Raw genomic sequence first — 262 nt, forward strand, 5'->3', positions numbered from 1 at the left:
GAAAGACGTGGAAAAAGAATTAGGTCAAGACATACCATTAGTGATTAATGGAGAGAAGATTTTCAAAGATGACAAAATTAAATCAATCAATCCTGCAGACACATCACAAGTAATTGCAAATGCATCAAAGGCAACAAAACAAGATGTTGAAGATGCATTTAAAGCAGCAAACGAAGCTTATAAATCTTGGAAAACATGGTCAGCAAATGATCGTGCAGAGCTTATGTTACGTGTTTCGGCAATTATTCGTCGTCGAAAAGCG

The 262-nt window shown here is 36.3% G+C and carries 1 protein-coding gene; it reads left to right on the forward strand.

Annotation, left to right across the window (positions count from 1 at the left end):
• Positions 1–262, forward strand: a 262-nt coding sequence (locus GUI70_RS25875; RefSeq protein ID WP_161884596.1) for an aldehyde dehydrogenase family protein, incomplete at both ends; no start/stop codon positions are given.

This window comes from Deinococcus alpinitundrae (genome assembly GCF_009982895.1).
GTDB lineage: Bacteria > Deinococcota > Deinococci > Deinococcales > Deinococcaceae > Deinococcus > Deinococcus alpinitundrae.